We start from the raw sequence: 19,326 nt of genomic DNA on the forward strand, positions 1-19,326 counted from the left end.
CCCGCCCTTCGCAGGGTTATGCCGGTCCTGACCCGGCGCTACGGTCCGTGCTGACCCCCTCACCCTGCGGGAGGACACATGGCACGGCGTCTGCCCCTGCCCATCGGCGGTGTCGCGGCGGCCATCGCCGCCGCGGCCGTTCTGCTGCTGCCCCAGGCCGCCACCACGACCACGGTGGCCGCGACCGAGAGCACCCAGGCCGCGCAGGCCACCTTCGTGTACCGGGTCTCCGGCGCGCAGGCCAGCGCGGAGAAACTGTTCTCGTACGGCTTCGACGTGATGGAGGAACGCGACGGCAACGACCTGTTCGTGCTCGGCACCGCCGCCGAGGGCGACCGGCTGCGGCAGGCCGGCTTCACCGCCAGCACCGAGACCGTGATGAACCCGCCGAGCTGGGCGCCGCCCAAGCCGCGCACGACCAACGCGCCGACCGCGGCCGACGCCGGCGAGACGTACTACGGCGGCTACCACACGGTCAACGCCCAGTACGCGCACATGGACCAGGTCGCCCAGCAGCACCCCGACCTGGCCACCTCGTTCACCTACGGCCAGTCCTGGCTGAAGTCCAAGGGCAAGGCCGGCTACGACCTCAAGGGCATCTGCATCACCAAGAAGCAGGCCGGCGACTGCGCGCTCAACCCGAACTCGGCCAAGCCCCGGTTCTTCCTGATGGCGCAGATCCACGCCCGCGAGATCACCACCGGTGACGTCGCCTACCGCTGGATCGACTACCTGGTGAGCAACTATGGCAGCAACAGCACGATCACCGCGCTGCTGAACTCCACCGAGATGTGGGTGGTGCCGATCGCCAACCCCGACGGCGTGGACATCGTGCAGCAGGGCGGCAACTCGCCCAACCTCCAGCGCAAGAACGCCGACAACAGCCACGGCAGCAACTGCGGCTTCGGCGGCCAGATCGGCGTGGACCTCAACCGCAACTACAACACGCACTTCGGCGGCGCGAGCACGTCGACCGACCCGTGCAACGAGGTCTACAAGGGACCGTCGGCCGACTCGGAGATCGAGAACACCTCGCTGGAGGGCCTGTTCCGCAACCTGTGGCCGGCACGCCGCACCGGCACCGGCGTCACCGACCCGGCCCCGGCCGACACCAAGGGCATCATGATGACGATGCACAGCGACGGCAGCGTGGTCATCTTCCCCTGGGACTACAGCTCGTCCGTGCACACCGGCAACGACGCCTCGCTGCGGGCCATCGGCAAGCAGCTCGGCTCGATCACCGGCTACCCGTACGGCCAGGCCGGCCAGGTGCTGTACAACGCGTCCGGCAGCACCGACGACTGGTCCTACGACAAGCTCGGCGTCGCCAGCTTCACCATCGAGGTCGGCGACAACGCCAACCGCGGGTGCAGCGGCTTCCTGCCGAACTACTCGTGCCAGGCCAGCTTCTTCTGGCCCAAGATGCAGCCGGCGCTGGTCTACGCCGCGCAGCAGGCGGCGGCCCCGTACCAGAACCACTGAACCAACCGGCGGGAAGAAGGGGCGGAAGCCGACCTGGCCTCCGCCCCTTCTTCGTTGGCTGACAAGTGGCGCGGGTGGCGCCTACTTGAGCCCCAGCGGCAGGTAAGAGTCACCCGCGCCGGGCGTCACCCGACCGTGTAGCTGTACGGGAACGCCTTGAGCGAGTCGCCCGCGGTCGCGAACTGGTTGTAGTCGTCCAGGTAGAGGAACCCGGAGACCTTGGCGCCCTTCGGCGCGGTCGGCGTGATGGTCACGCTGATCGTGCCGCTCTGACCCGGCTGCAACACCAGCGGCGTCACGGCCGGCGCGTTGGCCTGCACCGTGCCGAGCCACGCGTCACCCGTGGACGAGGTGACCGCGGCGTCGAACAGCTGCGTGTGCGCGACGAGTCCGATGTTGGCGGTGTTCGCCTTGCTCGGGTCCTGGAACGGCCCGATCTGGTTGAGCTGGGCCAGCCACACGCCCGGCGTCATCTGCGGCGAGGTCAGCGAGGCGATCGCCACGTTGCCGGCGCCGGACCGCTTGAGCACCTCGGGCAGGCCGACGTAGGTCGACAGGTCCAGGTCGATCGGCTCACTCGACGACGCCGCCGCGGTCAGGCCGGTCGTCTCCGTCGGGACGGTGAACTGCGTGGCGGTGAACTGCGGCAGCGGGACGTTCGCCGCCTGGTTGAGCGGCAGCACCTGGAGGTCGTCGGACGTGGTCGAGCGGCCGTCGACGAAGTAGGACAGCGCCGCCTTGCCGGTGTTGCGCACCTGGAGCTGGATCGTGGTCGGCTTGCCGGCCGGCAGCGTGTGCGGCAAGTTGCCGACCCGCGCGTCGACCACGTTGTAGCGCAGCGAACCGCTGAACTTCTGCGAGGTGGCCGTGCCGGCGACCGGGTTGGCCGCCGCGACGACGAAGGTCCACTCGCCCGGCGCCGGGTCGCGCCGGTAGACCTGCACGGAGCGGCCGTAGCCGGTCGCGTTGTTCTTGGCGTCCACCGACACCACGTTGTTCTGCGCGCTCAGCAGCTGGCCGTCCGGGCTCACCAGGTAGCCGTTGATCACCTGGTTCGGGTCGCCGGCCAGGGTGAGGTCGATGCCGAGGTCGCGCTGCCCGCGGGCCACGTCGAACCGGTACACGTTGGTCTGCGCCGGACCGCCGGGGCGGCCGTTGCCGCCGGTCAGCGTGCCGGTGAAGGAGCCGCCCCAGCTGGGCAGCTTGGTCCGCAGCACCACCGGCACCGCGAGCTGCCTGCCCTTGGAACCGTTGAGCTGCACCGCCGCGGCCAGGTCGCCGGGGTTGCCGGGGTTGGACACCAGCACGTGGAAGGTGCCGCTCTGGCCCGGCTTCAAAGTCAGCGAGGACGGGAAGACACCGCCGACGGTGACGTACTTGCTCGTCGCGAACTCCAGCGGGATGACGCCCTTGACGCTGTCGGGCGCCGCCCGGACCTCGATGAGCGCGGTCCAGTTGCCGGCCTTCGGCGAGTGCACGTCGATGTGGCCGAAACCGGCCAGGCCCTGGGCGAGTGAGAAACCGGTGAGCGTGCCGGTCGGGTCGAGCAGGAACATCTGCACGATGCGGGGCCCGGAGTGTGGGTAGGCGAAGGAGGCGTCCAGGTGGTCGGCGCCCGCCGGCACGGTGAACGTCTTGGTTGTGTAGACGTACTTCGAGCCGTAGCCGCTGACCCAGGTCGGGGCCGTGGTCGAGGTGCCGTCGAGGGTGACGCTGGTGTGCTCGTCGGAGACCTGCTGGGTCAATGTCCGGTTGTGCGCGCTGACGGTCTGGGTGTCCGCGCCGGTGTTGGTCACCGTCAGGTCCTTGGCCTGCGGCTGACCCGGGTTGCCCTCGGCAAGGATCTGAGTCTGGTTCACGACCAGGTTGTCACCCTGCGCCGCCGGCGAACCGTTGCCGTCCTTGACCGACAGCGCCGCGCGCACCGCCTCGTAGGCGTTGAGCAGGCCGGCGCCCTGCCGGTCGGACGGGTCCAGGTTGTCGGTCGCGGTGCTGGTCAGCAGCTGCTTCACCAGCTGCGGCGCCGGCCGCACGCCGTGATGGGTGCGTTCGTACGCCTCGATCACCAGCGCGGCCGCGCCGGCGATCAGCGGCGAGGACATGCTGGTGCCGCCGAACGCCTGTACCGGCGAGCCCTGGCCCTTGGCGTTAGTGCAGTCGATGTAGATCTTCGGATTCGGCGTGCACAGCGCCCAGCCCTCGTCGCCCGGGGCGATCAGGTTGACCACGCGGCCGCGTTCGGTCACGCCGCCCGAGCTGATCGCGGAGACGTTGTCGCTGGCCCACTTGCCGCTGAAGCCCGGCAGCGCCGAGTACAGCTCGCTGTAGATGCGATACGTCGTCGACGCGCCAGCGGCGATGATCGCCGGGTCGCTGGCCACGTTGCCGATCGTGCCGTTGATGCCGGAGTCGCCGGAGCTGGCCACGATGGTGACGCCCGCGGCGATGGCCGCCCGGTTGGCCACCGACCACGGGTCGGTGTTGTTGTCCGGGTACGGGTTGCTGCCCAGCGACTCGTTGATGACGTCGACCTTGTCGACGTTCACCGCGTAGTCGACGGCCTGCACGATGGCCGATGTGGTGCCGAAACCGTTGGAGGCGATCGCCTTCAGCCCCACCAGCGACGCATCCGGCGCGACACCGCGGATCCGGATTGTACAGCCCGCCGGCAGCTGCGAGGCGGCGTTGGTGAAGTCGGCCAGGTCGTAGGTCTGCCGGCCCTGCGCGGCGATCGCGCTCGCGTCGCCGAACGCCTCAGCGTCCGCGCCAGGCGCCGCCACGCCCTCGCCGCTGAAGTCCTTGTAGTCGCTGAACACCCGGCTGCCGTCGGCCCGCTTGAAGTCCGGGTTGTCGATGTCTACGCCGTCGGCGATGTAGGCGACCTTGACGCCCTTGCCGGTGGCCAGGCTCGCGGCCTGAGGTGTGCTCGGGTTGTCGTAGGCGACGTGCGTGGTCTGGAGCGCCTCCGGCTCCAGCAGCGGCTTGCCCGGGTCGATCGGGCACGCGGCTCGGGACGTCGTCGCGGCCGGCGCCTGGTCGGCGGTGGTTGGCGATTCCGCCTTGCGCACCGACAAATCCGGGTACACCGCCTGCACACGCGGATCACTGGCGAGATGCTGCTGCTCCGCGCCGGTCACCTTCGCGGCGAAGCCGTTGACCACGCTGAACTGCTTGACGTTCTCCGCGCCGGTCTGCTTCGCCTGGTCCACCAGCGGCTGCTGGTCGGACTGGGTCAGCGCCTTCCGGTGATCTGTGTCCCCCTTGGTGACCGGCGCGTCCGGGTGCTGGTCCTTGAGAACGACGATCACCGACTGCTTGGCGCCCTCGCTCAGATCGGCGGGCGCGGCAGACACCGCCGCCGGCACGACCGGCGCAAGCACCAGTGCGCCGACCGCGAGCGCGGCCAGTGGTCTTAAACGCATGTGCGACTACTCCGAACTTCGATGGAAGACCCGGGATCCCCCGTGCCCTGCCACTCTTTGCGGCGGGCAAAGCCCGGACAACCGACGAAAGTCGGGAACAGCCGCCCACCAGACCACAGTTCCGCAACGGACCCGCGCGACACAGCCGAACGGCTCACAACTCAGGACGACACCGAACGCCGACTCCACAAGGGATGGCACATCCCAGCTGAAGGGTTGACCCTCCACGCCGAGCCGCGTCTCGGCAACGATCTGCACGGCAGCGGCGACCGGTCGGCCCCCATGCCGAACCGCGTCTCCACTGTGGACCGCCCGAGACGCGGACGAGCGGCCGGCCCCACGCTGGGGACCGGCCGCTCGACCAGCGAAACTCAACCCTTGGCCCAGGACTCCAGCATGCGGCGCGCGATCGAGGTGACGCCGGGGAGGATCAGCCCGGGACCGGTGCCGCCGGCGGCGAGTGCGGCGCGAATCTCGTCGCGGTGCACCCACCGGGCGTTCTCGATCTCACCCTCGGCGGGTACCAGCGGGAGCGTCGGATCGCCGATGGCGGCGAAGCCCACCATGAGCGACCGCGGGAACGGCCACGGCTGGCTGCCGAGATAGTGCACGGACTCGACGGTGATGCCGACTTCCTCGCAGATCTCCCGCACCACACAAGCCTCGAGCGATTCGCCGCCCTCGACGAAGCCGGCCAGCACCGAGTACCGGTCCGGCGGCCAGATCGGCTGCCGCGCCAGCAACACCTGGTCGCCGCCGTCGTGCACGAGGCAGATCACGGCCGGATCCGTACGCGGGTACTCCTCACGTCCGCACCCGGTGCAGTGCGTCGCCCACCCGGCCCGCTTCGACTCGGTCCGCGACCCGCACTTGGCGCAGAAACCGGCGTTGTCGTGCCAGCTCAGCACGGCGACGGCGGTCGTCAGCAAACCGGCGTGCTCGTCGCTGAGCAAACCGCCGGCCAGCCGCAGGTCCTGCCACACCGGCTCGTCGGTGTCGGGCAGCACCGCGTCCCAGCCCATGCCCTCCTGCACCGGACCGTCCGGCTCGGCGCGTACGGCCCAGTAGCACAGGCCGTCCTGTTCACCGAGCAGCACGGCCCCGGCGGGCGGCACCGGTCCGAGCGGGGCGGTGGACCGGAATTCCAGCACGGGCACGTCGCCGTCACGCCCCATCGGCGCGCGGCCACGGCGGTCGACCGGCAGCAGCCGCGCCGACGGCCACAGCCGCACCAGCTCCTCCGCGTTGTCCCGCAGCAGATCGTTGCGGGGCACCGCGGTCCGGGACAGCGCCGGCAGCTCGTCGAGCTGGAACCCGGCCGAGGTGGTGCAGGTGCTCACGGCAGCACCACACCGCCGATGGCCCGGAACTGCGGCGCGAGAACGTCGGCGTCGCCGACCACGATGCCGGTGAACCTCGACGGCGCGAAGTGCTTCTCCGCCGCCTCCGCCACCTGCTCGGCGGTCACGTCGGCGATCCGCATCGGCTGGTCCCGCAGCCACTCGTAGGACAGGCCGACCGCGCCGAGCGCCACCAGCGTCGCGCACAGCCCCGCCTGCGACGAGGTCGAGGTGAGCAGCGAGCCGATCGCGTACTGCCGCGCGTTGTCCACTTCGGACTCGCTCGGCGGCGACAGCACCAGCCGGCCCAGCTCATAGCGGGTCTCCCAGAACGCCGCGGGCGTCACGCCGCTGGCCGTGTCGGCCTCGACCAGCACGGTCGCGTTGTCCTTGGTGAACTCGAAGTACGAGTGCGCGCCGTAGGTGTAGCCCTTGTCCTCACGGATGTTCTCCACCAGCCGCGAGGAGAAGTACCCGCCGAACACCAGGTTCGCCACCTGAAGCGCGGCGTAGCCGGGGTCGGTGCGCGGCAGCGCCTGCGCGGACAGCCGGATCTGCGACTGCACGGCGCCGGCCCGGTGCACCAGCCGCACATCGCCGGGCGTCAGGTCCGGCAGCTTCGGCAGCGACACCGCGCTCGCGTCGGACTGCCAGCCGGCCAGCGCGCCGCCCACGGCCGCCACGGCGCCGTCCGGGTCGATGTCGCCGACGAGCACCAGCAGCGCACCGCGCGGCAGCACGGCCGCCTTGTGCAGCGCACGCACCTGCTCCGGCGTCACCTCGCCGATCTCGGCGGCCTCCGGCATCTCCTTGGTGAACGGGTGGTCGCCGTAGCGGTGCTTCTGAAGCGCCTCGCGGGCGATGACGCTCGGCTGCGACCGCGCCATGGTGATGCGCTCGACGAGGCGCTCCGACTCTCGGGCCACCTCCTCGTCCCGGTACACCGCGCCGGTCAGGGCGTCCGCGAGCACGTCGAGCAGCACGTCCATGCCGCTGGCCAGCGCGCTGCCGCCGATGCTGAGCCGCTCCGGGTCGACCACGGACGACAGGTCGCCGCCCACGGCCGCGAGGTCGGTGTCGAACTGCGCGCGGTCACGGCGCTCGGTGCCGGTGAGCAGGACGTTGGCCAGCACCTCCGCGCGCGCCGCGTGCAGCCGGTCCATGCCGGCGAAGGGGATGCGCAGCCGCAGCTCCACCATCGGCACGGATTCCTTGCGCACCGCGATGACCCGCAGCCCGTTGGGCAGCACGGTGTCCACAAGGGACGGCTGGCTGGCCGCCGTCTGCACGCCGAGCGCCGGCAGCGGGCGCGGCCCCTGCTCGGTGTGGCCGATCTGCTCGGCTGTGCGGTAGCTGGTGGTAGTCACTGGTTGCCTCCGGCGGCGGGAACGACGAGCACGGCCCGGGAATCCGGCCGCAGGGCCTTGGCGGCGGCCGCCACCTGGTCCGTGGTGACGGCGCGGATCCGCTCCGGCAGCTCCGAGGCGAGTTCGGCGCGGCCGTGCAGCAGTTCCGACGCGCCGAACGACAGCGTGCGCGAGGTGATGCGGTCGTGGTCGCGGTGCATCGCCGCGGCCCACCGCGCGGCCACCCGCGCCAGCTCGTCCTCCTGCGGCCCGGTCGCGGCGAGCTTCTCCAGCTCGTCGTCGAGCACGCCGAGCAGCCGGTCCTCGGAGACCTCGGGGGAGTGCATGGCGGTCACCGTGAACGTGTCGGGGTCACGCGCGTCGAGCGGCCCGAACAGGCCCGCGCTCACCGAGATGTCGGTGACCAGCGGCTCGCGGTGCACCATGCGCTGCTGCAACCGCGAGGCGTCGCCGTCGGACAGCACCGCCGAGAGCACCACGTTGGCCAGGTAGCCGTCGAGGTCCGTGCCCGGGTCCGGCAGCCGGTAGCCCACCGCGAGCGCCGGCAGCGGCGCGTGCGGGTCCTCGTGCACGGCGCGCTGCTCGCCCTGTGGCCACGGCTCGGCGAACGAGGGTCGCACCGGCGTCGGCCGCGTCGGCACGTCGCCGAAGTGCTTGTTCACCAGCTCGGTCGCCTGCTCCAGGGCGAAGTCGCCGGCCACCGTCAGCACCGCGTTGCCCGGTGCGTAGTAGGTGTCGAAGAACTGCGCGCAGTCGTCCAGGTTGGCCTGCTCCAGCTCGGTGAAGTCGCCGTAGCCGTTGTGCGCGTTGGGGAACGTCGAGTAGAGCACCGGAGGCAGCCAGATCCACGGGAACCCGCCGTACGGCGTGTTCAGCACCCGCAGCCGGATCTCCTCCTTGACCACGTCGATCTGGTTGTTCAGGTTCTCCTGGGTGATGCGGGGCGCCCGCATCCGGTCCGCCTCCAGGAACAGCGCCCGCTCCAGCGCCGCCGACGGCAGCGTCTCGAAGTAGTCGGTGTAGTCCGGGTGCGTGGACCCGTTGAATGTGCCGCCGGAGGACTGCACGTGCCGGAAGTGCGCCAGCTTCTCCAGGCTCTCGCTGCCCTGGAACATGAGGTGCTCGAAGAGGTGCGCGAACCCGGTCCGGCCCTCGGGCTCGGAGCGGAAGCCCACGTCGTAGTGCACGCTCACGCCGACCACCGGGGCTGTGCGGTCGGGGGCGAGCACCACGCGCAGGCCGTTGGGGAGAGTGAACCTGTGCAGTTCCGGAGCGGCCATGACACAGAGACTACGACGTCGCGAGGTCAGCCCAGGGTCGTAGGCAGCTGATCAACCCCTGGCGCGATGTCCGCCTACGGCTGAACTGGCGATTGTCGCCGCATGAGCTTGTCAAGCCTGGCCGCGGCCACCGCGCTCGCTGTGTCCGCGGTCACATCCAACCCCGCCCCACTGCTGCCCGATCTGGGCAACGACGGCTACCAGGTCGCCGCCTACGACCTCACCTATGACGTCGATCCGGCGACCACGCTGCTACCCGGCACCGTGCGGATCACCGCCGTCGCCGCTCGCCGGCTGTCCGAGTTCAAGCTCGACTACGCCGGCGGCGCCGTCGCCAAGGTGCAGGTCGACGGCCGCCCGGCGGCGTTCCACCTCGACAAGGAGAAGCTGGTCGTCGATCCGGCGACCGCGATCTGGGGCCCGTTCACCGTCACCGTCGACTTCACCGCCGACCGCGCCGCCCGGGTGCCCTCCGTCGTGGATCCCACGGCCGGCTGGAGCAACGATCCCGACGGCGGCTTCGCGTGGTTCGGGCAGCCGGACCGCGCGCACCTCTTCTTCCCCTGCAACGACGCCGTGAACGACAAGGCGTACTTCACGTACCACGTGACCGTCCCAACCGGATGGACGGCGGTAGCGAATGGCGCATTAGTTGCGCGACATGACACAAAATCCGCATCCACTTTCACCTACACGTCGGCGCATCCGCTCGCGACGCAGCTGGCGCAGCTCGCCGTCGGCAAGTACGCCCTCGTCACGGGAACCGGTCCGAACGGCCTCCCGCTGCGCAGCGCCGTGCCGGATCCGGCGGCCGCCAAGCCGGTGCTGGACCAGCTGCCCAGCTACCTGGACTGGCTCCAGCAGCACATCGGCCGCCCCTTCCCGTTCGAGACGGTCGGCCTCCTCGGCGCCGCGAACCGGCCCATGCAGACGGACGCCCTGGAGACGCAGACCCTGCCCGTGTTCGAGGCGAGCGCGCTGACCAAGCCGGAGAACGGCTACGTGGTCGTGCACGAACTCGCGCACCAGTGGTTCGGCGACTCCGCCGGCATCGCCGACTGGAACGACATCTGGCTCAGCGAGGGCTTCGCCAGCTACTTCGACCACGTCTACACCGCCGAGCACGGCGGCCAGCCGCTCGCGGACTCGCTCAAGTGGTCCTACGAGGTGCTGGATCCCGAGGTGCGGGCCAACGGCCTCGCGCCGGCGAATCCGGTCCGTCCCGACCTCGTGTTCGGGCTCGGCCGGGGCGAGGGCGCTCTGGTCGTCTACGCGCTGCACGAGAAGGTCGGCGACCAGGTGTTCCGCCGCATCATCGACACCTACCTGGACCGCTACCGTGACGGCTCGGCCACCAGCGCCGACTTCATCCGGGTGGCGACTCAGGTGAGCGGCCAGGACCTCGGCCCGTTCCTGCACGACTGGCTGTACGGCAGCACCACGCCGCCGATGCCCGGCCACCCGGACTGGACGGCTACGACTTCAGCGACCGCAGGTGCCCACTCTGCGCCAGCACCCCGTCCAGGGAGCTGAGGAACGCCGGGAAGCGGCTGGCGAACCGGTCCAAGTTGCGGGCGTGCTCGGTCTCGCCGAACCAGTACAGGCCGGGCGTGCCGTCGGCGTCCGGGTCGAGGCCGCGGAACGTGGTCAGCCACCGCTCGGTCTGGCCCAGCACCACCGCGTAGGGCAGCGACCGGGAGAACACCATCTCCCGGTCGCCGTCCGGGATGTCAGTGGGTGACACGGTTGTCAGGTACGTCAACAAACCGCGCACCTGCTGCAACAGCGCACTGCCCCGACGCGTGCGCGCCGGCATGGAGCGGGAGCCGGCGGCGAGCGCCGCGCCGGCTATGACCACCGCGAGTCCGAGCAGCGCGTGCCCGATGGTCAGCGCCAGCACCACCGTGAGCACGATGCCGAGCGCCACGATGCCCACGCCGCCCCACCACCAGCGGCTGCGCTCGGTGTCGGGGCGCCGCGCGAACCACTCCTTGGCCACGACGTCCGAGTACAGCGCCGCGCGCGCCGCCGCGAGATCCACGCCCTTGCCGCGCAGCTGCGACAGCTGCACCTGGTCGGCGTCACGGAGCAGCGACGCGTACACCGCCTTCTCGTACGCCGTCAGCGCGTCGTCGGCGGCATTACGGCGCACGATGCGCCAGTCGACGACGCCGTCGCCGCCCGGCACCTCGTCGATCCACAGGTAGTTGCGCACCGCGAGGTCGATGACCGTCGCCGTCACGTCGACGACGTCCACGTGCTCGTCGATGACGGTGCCGACCTGACCCGGCAGCACACCGTCGGGGGAGGCGAACGCCACGTGTCCCTGCGCGTCCTTCGCCAGCACCTCCACCGGACCGACGTCACCGGCGAGCGCCTTCGCGTCGCGGCCTCGCGCGTACCAGAGCAGGCCGAGACCGGCCAGCAGCAGCACGACCAACGCCACCAGGCCGATGCCCGTCTGGGGGGTCAACGCGAACGCGGACCCCAGCGTGTTGGTCGACTCCACGCGCTCGTTCACCGGCACCGAGCCGCGCGGGAGCCCCACCGCGAAGTCCACGCGCTGCCCCGCGCCGAGCTTGTCCTGCTCGGCGGTCGGCACGCCGCCCTCGCCGATCTGCGACAGGTTGCACGCCGTCGTCGAATCGGGGTCACCGGCCAGACACGTGATGGACTGCGGCTCTGCCGGCGTCACCACCGACACCGTGAGCCGGTCGATCGTCACGTCCCAGCCGCTGGCCACCTGCCAGCGCACGTCCTCCAGTTCGCCCTGGTCCGCGACGGCGCCGTCGACCACGTAGCTGATGGTCGAGGTGCCCGCGCCCACGTGCACCGTGAGGTTCTGGTCGTCCGCCGAGGCGCTGCCGTTGCCGGACACCTTCGCGCCCGTCACGGTGAACACACGCTCGGTGTCCGGACCGGACACCAGCCGCAGCGGAGCCGTCCGATTCGCGGACTTCCCGGCCGGCACGGTGATCTGCTCGCTCACCGTGAGCTTGCCGTCCCGCTCGACCTTCAGCGCGATCTGCGTCTGCACGCCGTCGGACGGCGCGGCGGCATGCGGTGCGAACACTGCGCCTGCGGAGAACGTGAGCGTGGCCACGGCCAGCCCCCAGTTGGAGAACACGGGAGCGGACAATAGTGCAGCGCGCCTATCCTTGCGGCGGTATCCACCAAGGGGGCGACGGTTGACCAGTGCCGCCCGCAAAGCAGAGGGCGTCGATGGTGCTTCCGAGTGCTGCTCCGGTACGACGGATGTCGTTGGCGGACCGGCTCGTGCTGTTCGGTGTGGTGGGCTTCGCGCTGGCCATCCTGTTAGTGGTCCGCGTCATCGCGCCCACCGACGCCATCGCCGGCACCGCGCAGGCCGAGCCGCCGCGTCAGGTCGTCGCACTCGCGACCAACCCGCTGCTGACGTATCCGGCCTCGCTCGCGCCCACCACGTGCGACCTGCCCAAGTTCGGGCGCGCCGCCGACCAGTTACGCGCGTACCTGGAGGCCGAGCTCACCTGCCTGGACGCCGCGTGGAAGCCCGTCGTCACGGCGCTGAACATGCCGTTCCAGCTGACGAAGCTGACCATGGACAACAGCTCCGGCTCCTGCAAGTCGCGCGATGACGGCACCCCCGTCGCCTTCTACTGCGGCGCCGACAACGAGCTGCACATGCCGCTGCAGACCGTGCTCGACGGCACCGACGGCGTGCCGGCGGTGATTCTCGGCGTGATGGCCCACGAGTACGGGCACCACGTCCAGGACATGAGCGGCATCCTGCTCGCCGAGTCCCGCCGCGAGGCGAGCGCCGGCCGGGACACCCCGGCAGGACTCGAACTTTCCCGGCGGTTGGAGCTGCAAGCGAACTGCTTCGCCGGTATGTTCCTCGCCAGCGTTGCCGGGCGCGGCTCGGTCAGCCGGTCGATGGCCGGCGACGGAGCCGCCGCGTTCGCCGACGGCGGTGGCGAGAAGGACCACGGCACCGCGCAGAACCAGGGGCGCTGGGCCGAGGTCGGGTACCAGCAGAACAAGACCGCCGCGTGCAACACGTGGTCGGCGGCGCAGGGGGACGTCAGTTGAATCCGTGGAACACCGGCAACGTGCCGCAGGGTCCGCTGCCGCCTCCCGTCCCCAGCCCGTACCCGCCGCGCATGCAGCCGCCGCCACCTCAGTACTACGGGCCGCCGCAGCCCCCGCAGTACAACCCGTACCCGATGCCGCCGGCGCGTCCGGTCATGCCGCCGCCGGTGCACGCCCAGATGGGGCGGCCGCCGCTACCACTGTCGCCCTACCCGCCACCTCCGCCACCAAGGCGGCCTTCGCGGCGTCCGTTCGTCACCCTGTTCCTCATCGGACTGGTGGTGCTGGGCGTCGCCGTGATCAGCCTCAACGGCCGCAACCGCAGCCAGCAGAGCAGCCCCCCGCCGCCGACCGGCCTGCCGACCTCCGTGCCCACGACGTCGCCCGGCGCCGGCGGCTCTGACGGCGTCGACAAACTCGGCGACAACCCGTTGTTCAGCGCGAGCGGCGGCCCCAAGCAGGTGACGTGTCAGCTGCCGCGCTGGCAGTCGGTGCCGGCCGCGTCGAACGCGTACTTCACCGCCGCGTTGCCGTGCCTGGACGCGGCGTGGGCGCCCGTGCTCCAGTCCGTGAACCTGCCGTTCCACGAGCCGAAGCTCGCCTTCCCCAGCGGCAAGACGTGGAGCAGCCCGTGCGGGTCGGTGTCGCAGGAGGAGGCTGCGGCGTTCTACTGCGGCGGCGACCAGACCCTGTACATGCCGATGTCCGGCCTCCAGACCGACGTCTTCGGCAACCACTCGGGCGCGTACCTCGCCGTCTTCGCGCACGAGTACGGCCATTTCGTGCAGGACCTCAGCGGTGTTTTAACCGCCGCGCACGAGAAGGAGTACACCGGCACCGACCCGGACAGCGCCGCCAGTCTCGAGGTCTCGCGCCGGCTCGAACTCCAGGCCCAGTGCTTCTCCGGGCTGTTCCTCGCCGCCGCCGTCAACCGCGGCTCCGTCGACCAGGCGGTCGCGCGGGACGCCGAGGACACCCAGGAGCGCGGCGACCAGCCCGGCGAGCGCCGCGACCACGGCACCAGCGCGCACGCGTCGGCGTGGTGGACGCAGGGATTCGTGAAGCAGACGGTCGCGCAGTGCAACACATGGGTGGCGAGCAGCTCCGACGTGCAGTGACCCGCCACGCGGGGACCGATCAAGGGGGAGATCCGCAGTGACCCAGCCGCCCGGCTGGCAGCCCGGCTATGGCGGCGGCGTGCCTCCGCTGCCGCCGCCCGTGCCGAGTCCGTACCCGACGAGCTACCCGCCACCTCCGCCTCCGCCGGTGAACTACCCGCCGCCGGTAGCGCCGCCTCCGCCGTTCACCCCGCCGCCGGTGAACTGGGCGCGGCCGCCGGTCGTAGCACCGGTAATGCCGCCACCGCAGAGCGCCTGGCAGGGCCAGCCGCCACCACGGCGGTCCTCGCACGGTTGCCTGATCGCAGTCGTGCTGGTGGCGGTGGTTGTCGTCGGCATCGCCGCGATCGGCCTCAGCCACGCCGGACGCTCCCGGACAACTGCCAGCAGCGGCCACACCACGGCGACGTCGACCTGGTCCTCCGACCCGACGACGACCACCCGGCCGACCACGACGACGCCTCGGACCACCGCGTCGTCGCCTACCTCGACGAGCCGGCACACGTACACCAGCACGCCGTCCCAGCCACCGACCAGCACGCAGCCGGCCGGCCCGCAGCCGGTGGTGAAGCTCGCCGACAACCCGCTGTTCGAGGTCGGCGGCCTGCCGGCGACGACCTGCAAGCTCAGCCGCTGGACGACCGATCCCGCCGGCGCAGAGCAGTTCTTCCGCAGCGCCGTGCCCTGCCTCGACGCGGCGTGGGCGCCGGTGATGCAGGCTGCCGGCCTGCCGTTCTTCAGTCCCAAACTGGCGTTCCCCAGGGGCACCTCGTGGAGCAGCCCCTGCGGCACGGTGACCTCGGACCGCGCCGCGGCGTTCTACTGCGACGGCGACAACACCCTCTACATGCCGTTCGAGGCGTTGCAGACTGCGCAGTACGGCGCGCATCCCGGCGTCTACCTGGCGTTGTTCGCCCACGAGTACGGACACCACGTGCAGGCGATGTCCGGCATCTCCAGGGCGTATGCCAACGCGCGGTTCACCAACAGCGACGGAAACAACGACGCCGGCTGGGAGTTGTCGCGTCGCCTCGAACTCGAGGCGCAGTGCTTCTCCGGCATGTTCCTGGCCGCCACCTCCGGTCGTGGTGACGTCGACGGCAATATCACGCGGGAGGCGCAGACCACGCAGGACCGCGGCGACCACAACGGACCACCGCGGGACCACGGCACGGACGACCACGCCTCGGGCTGGTGGAACACCGGCTTCCAGCGCAACAGCCTCGCCCAGTGCGACACCTGGCTGTCCAGCCCCGCCGACGTCGCCTGAGTGGCAGGCTCGCGGCATGGAGACGCGTGAGTGGATCGCCGCCGTGGGCGGCCAAGGCGAGCGGCTGGCGGCCGCCGCCGAGCAGGCCGGGCTGACCGCACCCGTGCCGACCTGCCCGGACTGGGTCGTCCGCGACCTGCTGCTGCACCTCGGCGGCGTGCACCGGTGGGCCGCGACGTTCGTCGGGCAGGCCCGCACCGAGCCGATCGACATCGCCGAGCCGCACGACATTGCCGACGAGTTGCCCGATGACGGCGGCCTGATCGCCTGGTTCCGGGCCGGCGTGACCGAGCTGGTGGATGTGCTCACCACCGCCCCGGCCGACCTAGATTGCTGGCACTTCATGCGGACCGCGCCGTCCGGGTCGTCGTTCTGGGCCCGGCGGCAGGCACACGAGACCACCATCCACAGCGTCGACGCCGAGGCCGCAGCCGGGCTGCCCTCGCCGATCCCGTCCGCGCTCGCCGCCGACGGCGTCGACGAGATGCTGTGCGGATTCCTGCCCCGCAACCGCCGGCTGCACGCCGACTCGGAACGATCCGTGCTGGTCAGCGCCACCGACACCGGCGATCACTGGCTCGTCCGCTACGGCCCCGAGCGGCCCGCCGCATCGCGTGTGCCGGAGGCGGTGAAGGCCGACGACACCATCGCCGGCACCGCCGCCGACCTGTACTTGTCGCTCTGGAACCGCCGCCCCTGGGACGGTCTCACCGGCGACGACGGGCTCTCCGGGCTCTGGGCCGACAAGGTCCAGGTCCGCTGGTCGTGACGAGCTAGCCGGCCTCGCCGTTCGCCCGCTGGTGCGCCGTGGCCTCCGCCAGGCCGGACAGGTCCTCCGGCTCGGGGTTCCCCTCGACGGGCTTGAGCTCGTCGACCGGCTCCGCCTCCGCCTCGTCCTGGATCGGTGGGGCGGGGAAGGCCAGCGGCTCCTCGGCTCCGATCACGGGCGCCGGGGCCGCCATTTTCGGAACTGGCCGGTATCGGATCAGGTAGGCGTACAGCGCGCCGGCTGCGGCGCTGAGGCACAGCAGCAGAGCCGTGAGCCGGCCGTCCCGGCCGCCACCGACCTGCGCCGCGTCGGCCGCGTGTGCGCTGAGCTGGCCGTTCTCGTTCGTCACGACGACGTCCAGCACCGTGCCCTTGGCCTGGCCGCAGCCGTCCAGCGGGGCCTGCTTCTTCGAGCCGTCGACGGTGACCTCGACCATGTCGTGCGCGTTCGCGCCGCCGCACTGCGCCGAGGTCACCACCGTCGCCTTGGTGTGCACGGCCGACGGCGCGTCGGTGTTCGGGAAGCCGAGGGTCGGCCACCACACAAGCACCGCCGCGCCGATCCCGACCAGCCCGATGACCAGCAGGATCAGCACCCATCGCACCTGGGTCTGCCGAGCCGCCACCCGTCCATCGTCCCAGACGGCCGGGCGTGTGGCACCCAGGCCCGTCAGGAACTCGGCGTCGTCGTCGGCGCGGCGCTGCTCGTCGGCGCGCCGCTGCTGGGGTGCGGCTGGGCCACCCGAACGCTCAACGCCTGCTCACCCTTGACGATCGCGGTCACGCGCTGGCCCTGCTGCACGGGGCCGCCCTCGATCTTGGTCGTCGAATCCGTGGTCAACGTCTCAGTGCTGCCGTCCTTCTTGGTGACGACCAGTTGCGTGGCGGACACCGTCGACACCGTGCCGGCGACCCGGCTCTCACCGGCCGGCAGCGGCTTGGCCTTGCCCTTCGTGGGTTTCGCCGGGCTGCTGGCCGAGGTCGACGGCGCCGGCGCGCCGGAGGCGTCGGTCGAGCAGGCGGCGAGGGAGAAGCCGGCGGCCGCGGTCAGCACGAGCGCGCCGAGGGTTCGTGTCAGGGAGGTCATGCACTCCACCGTCCCGGCCTCAGCTGAGCGGAGCCTGAAACGTCGGCGGGCCGCCGCCCGCGCCGACGGCCCGACCAGCAGAATGGGGCTGTGTCGGTCGCCCGGATCTTGATCGTCGAGGACACCGAGGCGATTCGCGCCGCGGTGCGCTCCGCCCTGCGTGACAGCGGCTACGAGGTGCTGGCCAGAGCCGACGGCCGCGAGCTGGAGGCCGATCTCAGCCAGTTCCGGCCCGACCTGGTCGTGCTGGACATCATGCTGCCCGGGCGGGACGGCTTCCAGCTGCTGGAGGTGATCCGGCGGGCCAGCAACGCCGGGGTGGTGATGCTCACCGCCCGTGACGGCGTGCCCGACCGTCTCCGCGGCCTCGAGGGCGGCGCCGACGACTACGTGCTCAAGCCCTTCGTGCTCGCCGAGCTCGTCGCCCGGGTGGGTGCGGTGCTGCGGCGGCTCGGGCGGACGCCGTCCGCCGTGCAGATCGGCGACCTGCTCGTCGACGCCGACTCCGGCGTCGTGCTCTACGCCGGGGCGACCGTCGACGTCACCGCCACCGAGCTGCGGCTGCTCTGCTACCTGGCCGCGCAGCGTGGGCGCGTCGTGAGCAAGACGCAGATCCTCACCAGCGTCTGGGGCTACGAGGACTACGACCCCAATCTCGTCGAGGTGCACGTCAGCGCCCTGCGTCGCAAGCTCGAGGCGCACGGGCCGCGGCTGCTGCACACCGTTCGCGGACTCGGCTACGTGCTCCGTGTCGGTGCCACATGAAAAGCGGCTCGCTACGGCTCCGGGTCACCCTTTCGGTCACCATCGCGCTCGCCGTGGTCCTCGTCGCACTGGTGGTGGTCATCGACGCGTTGTTCGGCCAGCAGACCGTGCGGGACGAGACCAACCTGATCCGGGACCGGGTGCAGCTCGCCAGGCAGTTGGAGAAGCAGCGCCTCAGCCCGGAACAGCTCTACACGCGGCTGTCGATCGGCGGGCTCATCTCCGTTCGGATCACCGCGCCCAGCGGCCTCGTCGCCGGGACGAAGAATGTCGAGCCCGCCGCCACGCCCCCGCCGGTAACCGTCACCTACCGCAACGGCATCAAGATCACCTTCTCTGCCGACGCCGAGACCAAGCCGCAGGCCAACCTGCGTCGGCTGCTGGTCATCGTCGGCGTCTGCGCGCTTGTCGTCACCGCCTTCGGGCTGATCTTTCTCGTGCGGTTCGCGCTCCGGCCGCTCGACCACATGGCCACCCTCGCCCGTTCCATCGCCGGCGGCGACCGGGGCCGGCGGCTCGCGCCCGAACGCACCGACACCGAGATCGGCAGCACCGCAGAGGCCTTCGACAACATGCTCGACGAGCTCGAGGGCGCCGAGCTCAAGGCGCGCAACGCCGAGCAGCGCACCCGGCAGTTCGTCGCCGACGCCGCCCACGAGCTGCGCACCCCCGTCGCCGGCTTGCAGGCCGTCGCCGAGTCCGTGCTCCAGCAGAACGCCGACACCGATCCGGAGGAACGGGACCGGATGCTGCTGCTGCTCGTCCGGGAGTCCCGCCGCGCCGGCCGCCTGGTCGACGACCTGCTCGCGCTCGCCCGCATCGACGCCGGCCTCGACCTCCAGCACGAGCCCGTCGACCTGCGTCACCTCGCCGACGCCGAGGCCGACCGCACCCGGGTGCTCGCCCCCGAGCTCGCCGTCGCCGTCGACGGTCCCTCCGTCGTCGTCCCCGGCGACCCGCAGCGCCTCGCGCAGGTGCTCGCCAACCTGATGAACAACGCCCGCCAGGCCTCCGGCGGCCAGGGCCACATCACCCTCAGCGTCGGCGCCGCGGGCGGCTTCGCCCACCTGGTCGTCGCTGACGACGGCCCCGGTGTGCCCGACGCCGAGCGTGAGCGGATCTTCGACCGTCTCGTCCGCCTCGACGAGGCCCGCGCCAGCGCCTCCGGCGGCTCCGGCCTCGGCCTGCCCATCGCCCGCGGCATCTGCCGTGCCCACGGCGGCGACCTCGCCTGCGAGGCCCCACCCCCGGGCCACCGCGGCGCCGTCTTCCGCATCACGCTGCCACTGCCCGACCAGCTCGACGCCCCCACGATCGCCTTCGCGCCGATTGCACCCTGAGCTGGCAAAACCGTGC

General features: G+C 71.3%; 15 protein-coding genes. 8 read left to right on the forward strand and 7 right to left on the reverse strand.

Features of this window, described 5'->3' with window-relative positions; genetic code table 11:
• Positions 1-78: 78 nt before the first annotated feature.
• Complete coding sequence (locus BCF44_RS31505) at positions 79-1,482, forward strand: M14 family zinc carboxypeptidase (RefSeq protein WP_116178039.1); 1,404 nt, start codon at positions 79-81, stop codon at positions 1,480-1,482.
• Between the two features lie 125 nt (positions 1,483-1,607).
• Here the strand turns inward: BCF44_RS31505 and BCF44_RS31510 are convergent, their stop codons facing one another.
• The 4 genes from BCF44_RS31510 to BCF44_RS31525 all read right to left on the reverse strand — a co-directional run bounded on the left by BCF44_RS31510 (position 1,608) and on the right by BCF44_RS31525 (position 8,891).
• The gene (locus tag BCF44_RS31510) at positions 1,608-4,904 is read right to left on the reverse strand and encodes a S8 family serine peptidase (protein WP_116178040.1); all 3,297 of its coding nucleotides are present in this window, start codon (positions 4,902-4,904) and stop codon (positions 1,608-1,610) included.
• Between the two features lie 371 nt (positions 4,905-5,275).
• A complete protein-coding gene (nudC, locus tag BCF44_RS31515; protein WP_246015778.1) occupies positions 5,276-6,244 on the reverse strand; it encodes an NAD(+) diphosphatase in 969 nt (322 codons plus the stop codon).
• Positions 6,241-7,611 carry a M16 family metallopeptidase gene (locus BCF44_RS31520; RefSeq protein WP_116178041.1) on the reverse strand — a complete coding sequence of 457 codons (1,371 nt, stop codon included), beginning with the start codon at positions 7,609-7,611 and terminating at the stop codon, positions 6,241-6,243. Before BCF44_RS31520 ends, nudC begins: the two co-directional genes overlap by 4 nt.
• Positions 7,608-8,891 carry a M16 family metallopeptidase gene (locus BCF44_RS31525; protein WP_116178042.1) on the reverse strand — a complete coding sequence of 428 codons (1,284 nt, stop codon included), beginning with the start codon at positions 8,889-8,891 and terminating at the stop codon, positions 7,608-7,610. Before BCF44_RS31525 ends, BCF44_RS31520 begins: the two co-directional genes overlap by 4 nt.
• A gap of 102 nt (positions 8,892-8,993) precedes the next feature.
• On the opposite strand from BCF44_RS31525, the gene BCF44_RS31530 reads away from it, so the two are divergent.
• Complete coding sequence (locus BCF44_RS31530) at positions 8,994-10,424, forward strand: M1 family metallopeptidase (protein ID WP_116178043.1); 1,431 nt, start codon at positions 8,994-8,996, stop codon at positions 10,422-10,424.
• Here the strand turns inward: BCF44_RS31530 and BCF44_RS31535 are convergent.
• Complete coding sequence (locus tag BCF44_RS31535; RefSeq protein WP_170217844.1) at positions 10,366-12,018, reverse strand: DUF2207 domain-containing protein; 1,653 nt, start codon at positions 12,016-12,018, stop codon at positions 10,366-10,368. The genes BCF44_RS31530 and BCF44_RS31535 overlap by 59 nt on opposite strands.
• Positions 12,019-12,146: 128 nt before the next feature.
• On the opposite strand from BCF44_RS31535, the gene BCF44_RS31540 reads away from it, so the two are divergent.
• Genes BCF44_RS31540 through BCF44_RS31560 form a run of 4 tightly spaced genes read left to right on the forward strand, consistent with a single transcriptional unit; the run spans position 12,147 to position 16,119 of the window.
• Complete coding sequence (locus tag BCF44_RS31540; protein WP_170217845.1) at positions 12,147-12,962, forward strand: neutral zinc metallopeptidase; 816 nt, start codon at positions 12,147-12,149, stop codon at positions 12,960-12,962.
• The gene (locus tag BCF44_RS31545) at positions 12,959-14,080 is read left to right on the forward strand and encodes a neutral zinc metallopeptidase (RefSeq protein WP_116178046.1); all 1,122 of its coding nucleotides are present in this window, start codon (positions 12,959-12,961) and stop codon (positions 14,078-14,080) included. Before BCF44_RS31540 ends, BCF44_RS31545 begins: the two co-directional genes overlap by 4 nt.
• A gap of 37 nt (positions 14,081-14,117) precedes the next feature.
• The gene (locus BCF44_RS58660) at positions 14,118-15,350 is read left to right on the forward strand and encodes a neutral zinc metallopeptidase (RefSeq protein WP_170217846.1); all 1,233 of its coding nucleotides are present in this window, start codon (positions 14,118-14,120) and stop codon (positions 15,348-15,350) included.
• Positions 15,351-15,366: 16 nt separating this feature from the next.
• A complete protein-coding gene (locus BCF44_RS31560; RefSeq protein WP_116178048.1) occupies positions 15,367-16,119 on the forward strand; it encodes a maleylpyruvate isomerase family mycothiol-dependent enzyme in 753 nt (250 codons plus the stop codon).
• A 4-nt stretch (positions 16,120-16,123) separates the two neighbouring features.
• On the opposite strand, the gene BCF44_RS31565 is transcribed toward BCF44_RS31560, so the two are convergent.
• Both BCF44_RS31565 and BCF44_RS31570 read right to left on the reverse strand, forming a co-directional pair.
• Entirely contained in the window at positions 16,124-16,744 is a 621-nt protein-coding gene (locus BCF44_RS31565) for a hypothetical protein (RefSeq protein WP_116178049.1), read from the reverse strand.
• Positions 16,745-16,788: 44 nt separating this feature from the next.
• On the reverse strand, positions 16,789-17,205 hold the full coding sequence (locus BCF44_RS31570; protein ID WP_116178050.1) for a hypothetical protein: 417 nt from the start codon (positions 17,203-17,205) through the stop codon (positions 16,789-16,791).
• Positions 17,206-17,295: 90 nt separating this feature from the next.
• Between BCF44_RS31570 and BCF44_RS31575 the strand changes: the two genes are divergently transcribed.
• Both BCF44_RS31575 and BCF44_RS31580 read left to right on the forward strand, forming a co-directional pair.
• Positions 17,296-17,970: a response regulator transcription factor gene (locus BCF44_RS31575; protein WP_116178051.1), complete on the forward strand. Its 675-nt coding sequence runs from the start codon at positions 17,296-17,298 to the stop codon at positions 17,968-17,970.
• The gene (locus tag BCF44_RS31580) at positions 17,967-19,310 is read left to right on the forward strand and encodes a sensor histidine kinase (protein ID WP_116178052.1); all 1,344 of its coding nucleotides are present in this window, start codon (positions 17,967-17,969) and stop codon (positions 19,308-19,310) included. The genes BCF44_RS31575 and BCF44_RS31580 overlap by 4 nt, the downstream gene beginning before the upstream one ends.
• Positions 19,311-19,326 lie beyond the last annotated feature (16 nt).

Origin of the sequence: Kutzneria buriramensis, from assembly GCF_003387475.1 — a bacterium.
Classification (GTDB): domain Bacteria; phylum Actinomycetota; class Actinomycetes; order Mycobacteriales; family Pseudonocardiaceae; genus Kutzneria; species Kutzneria buriramensis.

Bases quoted from the DNA above. Each gene is read 5' to 3' on its own strand.
- BCF44_RS31505 (WP_116178039.1), top strand. From the start codon at position 79: ATGGCACGGCGTCTGCCCCTGCCCATCGGCGGTGTCGCGGCGGCCATC.
- BCF44_RS31510 (WP_116178040.1), bottom strand. From the start codon at position 4,904: ATGCGTTTAAGACCACTGGCCGCGCTCGCGGTCGGCGCACTGGTGCTT.
- BCF44_RS31525 (WP_116178042.1), bottom strand. From the start codon at position 8,891: ATGGCCGCTCCGGAACTGCACAGGTTCACTCTCCCCAACGGCCTGCGC.
- BCF44_RS31530 (WP_116178043.1), top strand. From the start codon at position 8,994: ATGAGCTTGTCAAGCCTGGCCGCGGCCACCGCGCTCGCTGTGTCCGCG.
- BCF44_RS31540 (WP_170217845.1), top strand. From the start codon at position 12,147: ATGTCGTTGGCGGACCGGCTCGTGCTGTTCGGTGTGGTGGGCTTCGCG.
- BCF44_RS31560 (WP_116178048.1), top strand. From the start codon at position 15,367: ATGGAGACGCGTGAGTGGATCGCCGCCGTGGGCGGCCAAGGCGAGCGG.
- BCF44_RS31570 (WP_116178050.1), bottom strand. From the start codon at position 17,205: ATGACCTCCCTGACACGAACCCTCGGCGCGCTCGTGCTGACCGCGGCC.
- BCF44_RS31580 (WP_116178052.1), top strand. From the start codon at position 17,967: ATGAAAAGCGGCTCGCTACGGCTCCGGGTCACCCTTTCGGTCACCATC.